Source organism: Serratia sp. H1w, assembly GCF_000633355.1.
GTDB lineage: Bacteria > Pseudomonadota > Gammaproteobacteria > Enterobacterales > Enterobacteriaceae > Chania.
The window spans coordinates 72,866-79,582 of sequence record NZ_AYMQ01000050.1; the positions used below are offsets into that span (position 1 = coordinate 72,866).

Below are 6,717 nucleotides of genomic sequence, written 5' to 3' on the forward strand. Positions count from 1 at the left end.
CTGCCAATTTCGGCAAGCGGTTTTTCGCCGCCGCAGGGCGGGCAATTCGAACTGCAAGGTGCTCAAATAAAGTTTTTAATTATCAATGTGATAATTGATTTTCTTGAACTTTGTCACCAATATGGAGTCACATCTTGACTCGATTGGTTACCTGTGTGACTGTTTTGTTTTGTTTCAGGCAGCTATAGTAGCCCGGTTAACTTACTTAATGATGGTTTGAGGCACCGCTTCAGACACTGGAGAAATGGATGAAATCTTTGTTTAAAGTCACGCTTCTGGCAACCACTATGGCACTTGCTCTGAATGCGACCCAAGTTATGGCGGAAGATGCGGCCAAACCTGCCGATGCAGCAACCGTTACCACCACTGGCGAAGTTGCTCCTGCTGCTGCCGCTGAAGCAGCCAAGCCTGCAGAAGCACCAAGCACTGGCAAGTTTAAGAGCGACGACGAGCAGGCTGCCTACGCACTGGGTGCTTCCCTCGGCCGTTACATGGAAAACTCGCTGAAAGAACAAGAAAAGCTGGGCATCAAGCTGGATAAAGATCAGCTGATCGCCGGTGTTCAGGATGCGTTTGCCAACCAAAGCAAGCTTAATGACTCTGACATCGAAAAAACCCTGCAAGGTTTCGAAGCGCGCGTGAAGGCTTCTGCTCAGGCGAAGATGGAGCAGGACGCGAAAGAAAACGAAGCGAAAGGCGCTAAATACGCTGAAACCTTCGCCAAAGAAAAAGGCGCCAAGAAAACCGAATCTGGCCTGCTGTACAAAGTAGAGAAAGAAGGGACCGGTGAAGCACCGAAAGACAGCGATACCGTTGTAGTGAACTACAAAGGGACTCTGACCGACGGCACCGTGTTCGACAACTCTTACGATCGTGGCGAGCCATTGTCATTCCGTCTGGACGGCGTGATCCCAGGCTGGACCGAAGGCCTGAAACACATCAAGAAAGGCGGCAAGATCAAGCTGGTTATCCCACCGGCTCTGGCCTACGGTAAAAATGGTGTTCCAGGGATCCCTGCCAACTCCACGCTGGTGTTTGATGTTGAACTGCTGGATGTGAAACCAGCAGCCAAGGCTGACGACAAAACAGAAAAAGCGGCTGAAGAAGCTCCAGCAGACGCTAAAGCTCCATAAGTCCGAGATTTTCCCAACCGCCGCGAATGCCCTTCGCGGCGGTTGTCATTTCTGCCCGCTCAATCCTGCAAAATTTCCCGCAACTTTACGCCCTGTCTTTACTGATTGCTTGACGCCTGCCGGGCATCGGGCTTAACGTCAATATCACGCGCAAATGTAAGGACTAGGATCTGGCCGTTTTGCTAGACTCTGGGTCTGAACTTATGAATCATGCGCCTGCCCCTTAGGGCGTGTACCTAAAACTGCTCTTGGCTGCGATGGCCACCTGCACGAGCCGTTTTAGTTGCGTCCCCTGGCACAGGCGATCTATGTAGGTGGTATCTTCGATGTCGAATTCGCTTTTATCCAGCGAAGCCAGCGAACTTGATTTGCTGAATGAGCGTCCGTTTAGTCAGACGGACCATGAAATCCTGAAGTCGTATGAAGTCGTCGTCGATGGGCTGGCGATGCTGATTGGTGCGCACTGCGAAATCGTGCTGCACTCTCTGGAAGACCTGAAATGCTCCGCCGTGCGTATCGCCAATGGCGAGCACACCGGACGTAAAATCGGTTCTCCTATCACCGATCTGGCGCTGCGGATGCTGCATGATATGGCAGGTGAAGACAGCAGTGTCTCCAAAGCTTATTTCACCCGAGCCAAAAGCGGCGTGCTGATGAAATCGGTGACGATTGCCATCCGTAACCGTGAACAGCGGGTAATTGGTCTGCTGTGTATCAACATGAACCTCGATGTGCCGTTCTCGCAAATCATCCAGACCTTTATGCCGCCAGAAACGCAGGAGGTGGCCTCCTCGGTCAACTTTGCTTCCTCGGTTGACGATCTGGTGGCACAGACGCTGGAGTTCACCATTGAAGAGGTGAATGCCGATCGCAACGTGTCCAACAATGCCAAAAATCGTCAGATTGTCCTCAACCTGTACGAGAAAGGTATTTTCGATATCAAGGATGCGATTAACCAGGTTGCCGATCGCCTGAATATCTCCAAACATACCGTCTACCTGTATATCCGCCAGTTTAAAAGCGGCGACTTGCTGGGCAATGAGCGCTGATGCTCAGCTATTGCCTGCTGGTAACCGGCCCGGCTTACGGGACTCAGCAAGCGAGCAGCGCCTGGCAGTTCGCCCAGGCCCTGTTGGCGGCGGGTCACCGCATTACCAGCGTGTTCTTCTATCGTGAAGGGGTGCTGAATGCCAACCAACTGACGTCGCCAGCCAGTGATGAATTTGATCTGGTGCGGGCGTGGGTTGCCTTGGCACAGCAACACGGCGTGGAGCTTAATGTCTGCGTGGCCGCCGCATTACGCCGTGGCGTGACCGACGAGCAGGAGGCTGCCCAGTTGGCGTTATCGGCTGCTAACCTGCAACCAGGGTTTGCCCTCAGTGGTTTGGGCTCATTGGCGGAAGCGGCGCTGAGCAACGATCGCCTGGTACAGTTTTAAGTGAGCAAGATGAAACGAGTTGCGTTTGTTTTTACCCAAGGGCCACATGGCAATGCAGCAGGCAGGGAAGGGCTGGATGCGGTACTGGCGACGTCGGCGCTTAGCGAAGACATCGGCGTATTCTTTATCGGCGATGGCGTGTTGCAACTGCTACCGGGCCAACAACCCGAAAAGATCCTGGCCCGTAATTACATCGCCACCTTTGGCGTATTGCCGCTGTATGACGTTGAAAACTGCTATCTCTGCGCAACGGCCATTCAGGAGCGCGGCCTGCAACAGGTCACCGACTGGGTGCTGGAGGCCGAAATTCTGCCGGCAGACACGCTGCGCCAGAAACTGGCCGCTTACGATGTGGTCATGACCTTCTAGGATATCTTGATGCTGTATACCCTCAGCCATTCCCCAACCCGTTGTGATCTGCCTGCGCTGTTAAGGCTCACCGCAGAAGGTGACGCCTTGCTGTTATTGCAAGACGGCGTGCTGGCAGGCCTGGCCGGTAGCGCCAGCCTTGATTTATTGCTCAATGCCCCCATATCCCTTTATGCGTTGCAGGACGATTTGGATGCCAGAGGCCTGTCTGGTCATTTTTCACACAAAATCACGCTAATCGGTTATACTGACTTCGTGTTGCTAACCGAGCAACACCACAGTCAAATGGCATGGTAATGCGTGTGATGTTGTATATTTCTTGACACCTCTACTAGTCAGCCATAAAATTCTGCGTCCTCGTACTTTGCCAGTAGTGCATACGGGGGGATTTATCACATGTTTACGAAGCATCAAATGAAGCAAAACCCAGGAGCTTTTTGAATGGCAACGATTAACCAGCTGGTTCGCAAACCACGCTCTGTGAAGGCTGCTAAAAGCAACGTTCCAGCGCTGGAAGCTTGCCCGCAGAAACGTGGTGTATGTACCCGCGTATATACCACCACCCCTAAGAAACCAAACTCAGCACTGCGTAAAGTTTGCCGTGTGCGTTTGACTAACGGTTTCGAAGTGACTTCCTACATCGGTGGCGAAGGCCACAACCTGCAGGAACACTCCGTTATCCTGATCCGTGGCGGTCGTGTAAAAGACCTGCCAGGTGTGCGTTACCACACCGTCCGTGGTGCACTTGACTGCTCCGGCGTTAAAGACCGTAAGCAATCTCGTTCCAAGTACGGCGTGAAGAAGCCAAAGGCTTAATGGTTCTCCGTTAAGTAAGGCCAAACATTTTCACTTAAATGTCAAAATAAACTCGTAGAGTTTTGGACAACCCTGAAATTTTCAACGGAGTATTTCCATGCCACGTCGTCGCGTAATTGGCCAACGTAAAATCCTGCCAGATCCTAAGTTCGGATCCGAGCTGTTGGCTAAATTTGTAAACATTCTGATGGTAGATGGTAAGAAATCTACTGCAGAAGCAATCGTCTATACCGCGCTGGAGACCCTGGCTCAGCGTTCTGGTAAAGGTCACCTGGAAGCTTTCGAAGTCGCTCTCGACAACGTGCGCCCGACTGTAGAAGTTAAGTCTCGCCGCGTTGGTGGCTCTACTTACCAGGTACCAGTTGAAGTTCGTCCGGTTCGTCGTAATGCCCTGGCAATGCGTTGGATCGTTGATGCCGCTCGTAAACGTGGTGATAAATCCATGGCTCTGCGCCTGGCGAACGAACTCTCTGATGCAGCAGAAAACAAAGGTTCTGCTGTTAAGAAGCGTGAAGACGTTCACCGTATGGCAGAAGCCAACAAGGCGTTCGCCCACTACCGCTGGTAATCCATGCAGTAGTTATGCTAACCAAGCGGGCGCTTCAAGAAGCCAACCCGCTTGGCTTAACTAAACTTGAACGCCTAAGGCAATAGAGGAATCAAATGGCTCGTACAACACCCATTGAGCGCTACCGCAATATCGGTATCAGTGCTCACATCGACGCCGGTAAGACCACAACTACCGAACGTATCCTGTTCTACACCGGTGTAAACCACAAAATCGGTGAAGTTCATGACGGCGCCGCCACCATGGACTGGATGGAACAAGAGCAGGAGCGTGGTATTACCATTACTTCTGCAGCGACAACTGCTTTCTGGTCTGGTATGGCCAAGCAGTTTGAGCCGCACCGTGTAAACATCATCGACACCCCAGGGCACGTTGACTTCACCATCGAAGTAGAACGTTCTATGCGTGTTCTTGATGGCGCGGTAATGGTTTACTGTGCTGTTGGTGGTGTTCAGCCACAGTCTGAGACCGTATGGCGTCAGGCTAACAAATACAAAGTGCCACGCATCGCGTTCGTTAACAAAATGGACCGTATGGGTGCCAACTTCCTGAAAGTTGTTGGTCAGCTTAAATCTCGCCTGGGCGCGAATCCAGTTCCATTGCAACTGGCTATCGGCGCAGAAGAGAAATTCACCGGTGTTGTTGACCTGGTGAAAATGAAAGCGATCAACTGGAACGAAGCTGATGCAGGCGTGACCTTCGAATACGAAGAGATCCCAGCTGACATGCAGGAACTGGCTGCTGAATGGCACCAGAATCTGGTTGAGTCTGCTGCTGAAGCTTCAGATGAGCTGATGGACAAATACCTGGGCGGCGAAGAGCTGACCGAGGAAGAAATCAAGAAAGCTCTGCGTCAGCGCGTGCTGAACAACGAAGTGATCCTGGTAACCTGTGGTTCAGCCTTTAAAAACAAAGGCGTACAGGCAATGCTGGATGCGGTTGTCGAATACCTGCCGGCACCAAATGACGTTGAAGCTATCAACGGTATTCTGGACGACGGTAAAGACACCCCGGCTGTGCGTCATTCTGATGACTCCGAGCCGTTCTCAGCACTGGCGTTCAAAATCGCTACCGACCCATTCGTGGGTAACCTGACGTTCTTCCGTGTGTACTCTGGCGTGGTTAACTCCGGTGACACCGTTCTGAACTCCGTTAAGTCCGCGCGTGAGCGTCTGGGCCGTATCGTTCAGATGCACGCTAACAAGCGTGAAGAAATCAAAGAAGTTCGTGCAGGCGACATCGCTGCAGCTATCGGTCTGAAAGACGTAACTACCGGTGACACTCTGTGTGATCCTAATAGCCCGATCATTCTGGAGCGTATGGAATTCCCTGAGCCGGTAATTTCCGTTGCTGTAGAACCAAAAACCAAAGCTGACCAGGAAAAAATGGGTCTGGCTCTGGGCCGTCTGGCGAAGGAAGATCCATCATTCCGCGTATGGACTGACGAAGAATCAGGTCAGACCATCATCGCAGGTATGGGTGAACTTCACCTGGATATCCTGGTTGACCGTATGCGTCGCGAATTCAACGTTGAAGCGAACGTGGGTAAACCACAGGTTGCTTACCGTGAAGCGATTCGTGCGAAAGTTACTGACATCGAAGGTAAACACGCCAAGCAGTCTGGTGGTCGTGGTCAGTATGGTCATGTTGTTATCGACATGTACCCACTGGAGCCGGGCTCGAATCCGAAAGGCTACGAGTTCATCAATGACATCAAGGGTGGTGTGATCCCAACGGAATACATCCCTGCCATTGATAAAGGCCTCCAAGAGCAGCTTAAGTCTGGTCCACTGGCCGGTTACCCGGTAGTTGATCTCGGTGTGCGTCTGCATTTCGGTTCTTTCCACGATGTTGACTCCTCCGAATTGGCGTTTAAACTGGCCGCGTCTATCGCCTTTAAAGATGGCTTTAAGAAAGCAAAACCTGTTTTGCTTGAGCCTATCATGAAGGTTGAAGTTGAAACGCCGGAAGAGAACACTGGTGACGTCATCGGTGACCTTAGCCGTCGTCGTGGTCAACTGAAAGGTCAGGAATCCAACGCTACTGGCGTTCAGATTCACGCTGAAGTTCCGTTGTCCGAGATGTTTGGATACGCAACTCAACTGCGTTCTCTGACCAAAGGCCGTGCTTCTTACTCCATGGAGTTCCTGAAGTACGATGATGCGCCGAACAACGTCGCTCAGGCCGTTATTGAAGCCCGTGGTAAATAAGCTTTCGGGTTTAACACATTGATCAGTGCTCTCTCCATGAGGGGGGAGCATAAGAGTTAAGGAATATAGCCGTGTCTAAAGAAAAATTTGAACGTTCCAAACCGCACGTTAACGTTGGTACTATCGGCCACGTTGACCACGGTAAAACTACTCTGACCGCTGCAATCACTACCGTTCTGGCTA

Annotated in this window: 9 protein-coding genes; all 9 read left to right on the forward strand. The window is 51.7% G+C overall.

Translation table 11 applies throughout. From position 1 onward, the window contains the following. Positions 1 to 248: 248 nt before the first annotated feature. Entirely contained in the window at positions 249 to 1,133 is an 885-nt protein-coding gene (gene fkpA / locus U869_RS0111040) for an FKBP-type peptidyl-prolyl cis-trans isomerase (protein ID WP_025122334.1), read from the forward strand. 326 nt (positions 1,134 to 1,459) lie between these two features. After that, positions 1,460 to 2,182: a transcriptional regulator gene (locus tag U869_RS0111045; protein WP_025122333.1), complete on the forward strand. Its 723-nt coding sequence runs from the start codon at positions 1,460 to 1,462 to the stop codon at positions 2,180 to 2,182. Further along, on the forward strand, positions 2,182 to 2,571 hold the full coding sequence (tusD, locus tag U869_RS0111050) for a sulfurtransferase complex subunit TusD (RefSeq protein ID WP_029987982.1): 390 nt from the start codon (positions 2,182 to 2,184) through the stop codon (positions 2,569 to 2,571). The genes U869_RS0111045 and tusD overlap by 1 nt, the downstream gene beginning before the upstream one ends. Before the next feature lie 9 nt (positions 2,572 to 2,580). Continuing rightward, positions 2,581 to 2,940, forward strand: coding sequence for a sulfurtransferase complex subunit TusC (gene tusC / locus U869_RS0111055; RefSeq protein ID WP_025122331.1), 360 nt, complete (start codon positions 2,581 to 2,583; stop codon positions 2,938 to 2,940). Positions 2,941 to 2,949: 9 nt separating this feature from the next. After that, positions 2,950 to 3,237, forward strand: coding sequence for a sulfurtransferase complex subunit TusB (gene tusB / locus U869_RS0111060; protein WP_025122330.1), 288 nt, complete (start codon positions 2,950 to 2,952; stop codon positions 3,235 to 3,237). A 144-nt stretch (positions 3,238 to 3,381) separates the two neighbouring features. Then, positions 3,382 to 3,756 (forward strand): 30S ribosomal protein S12, encoded by a 375-nt coding sequence (rpsL, locus tag U869_RS0111065; protein ID WP_025122329.1) that lies wholly within the window; start codon positions 3,382 to 3,384, stop codon positions 3,754 to 3,756. A gap of 97 nt (positions 3,757 to 3,853) precedes the next feature. Further along, positions 3,854 to 4,324, forward strand: coding sequence for a 30S ribosomal protein S7 (rpsG, locus tag U869_RS0111070; RefSeq protein WP_021181637.1), 471 nt, complete (start codon positions 3,854 to 3,856; stop codon positions 4,322 to 4,324). 95 nt (positions 4,325 to 4,419) lie between these two features. Beyond that, positions 4,420 to 6,534 (forward strand): elongation factor G, encoded by a 2,115-nt coding sequence (gene fusA, locus U869_RS0111075; protein WP_025122328.1) that lies wholly within the window; start codon positions 4,420 to 4,422, stop codon positions 6,532 to 6,534. Positions 6,535 to 6,605: 71 nt separating this feature from the next. Then, the coding region (locus tag U869_RS30615) for a GTP-binding protein (RefSeq protein WP_231310522.1) at positions 6,606 to 6,717 on the forward strand (112 nt) is incomplete at its 3' end.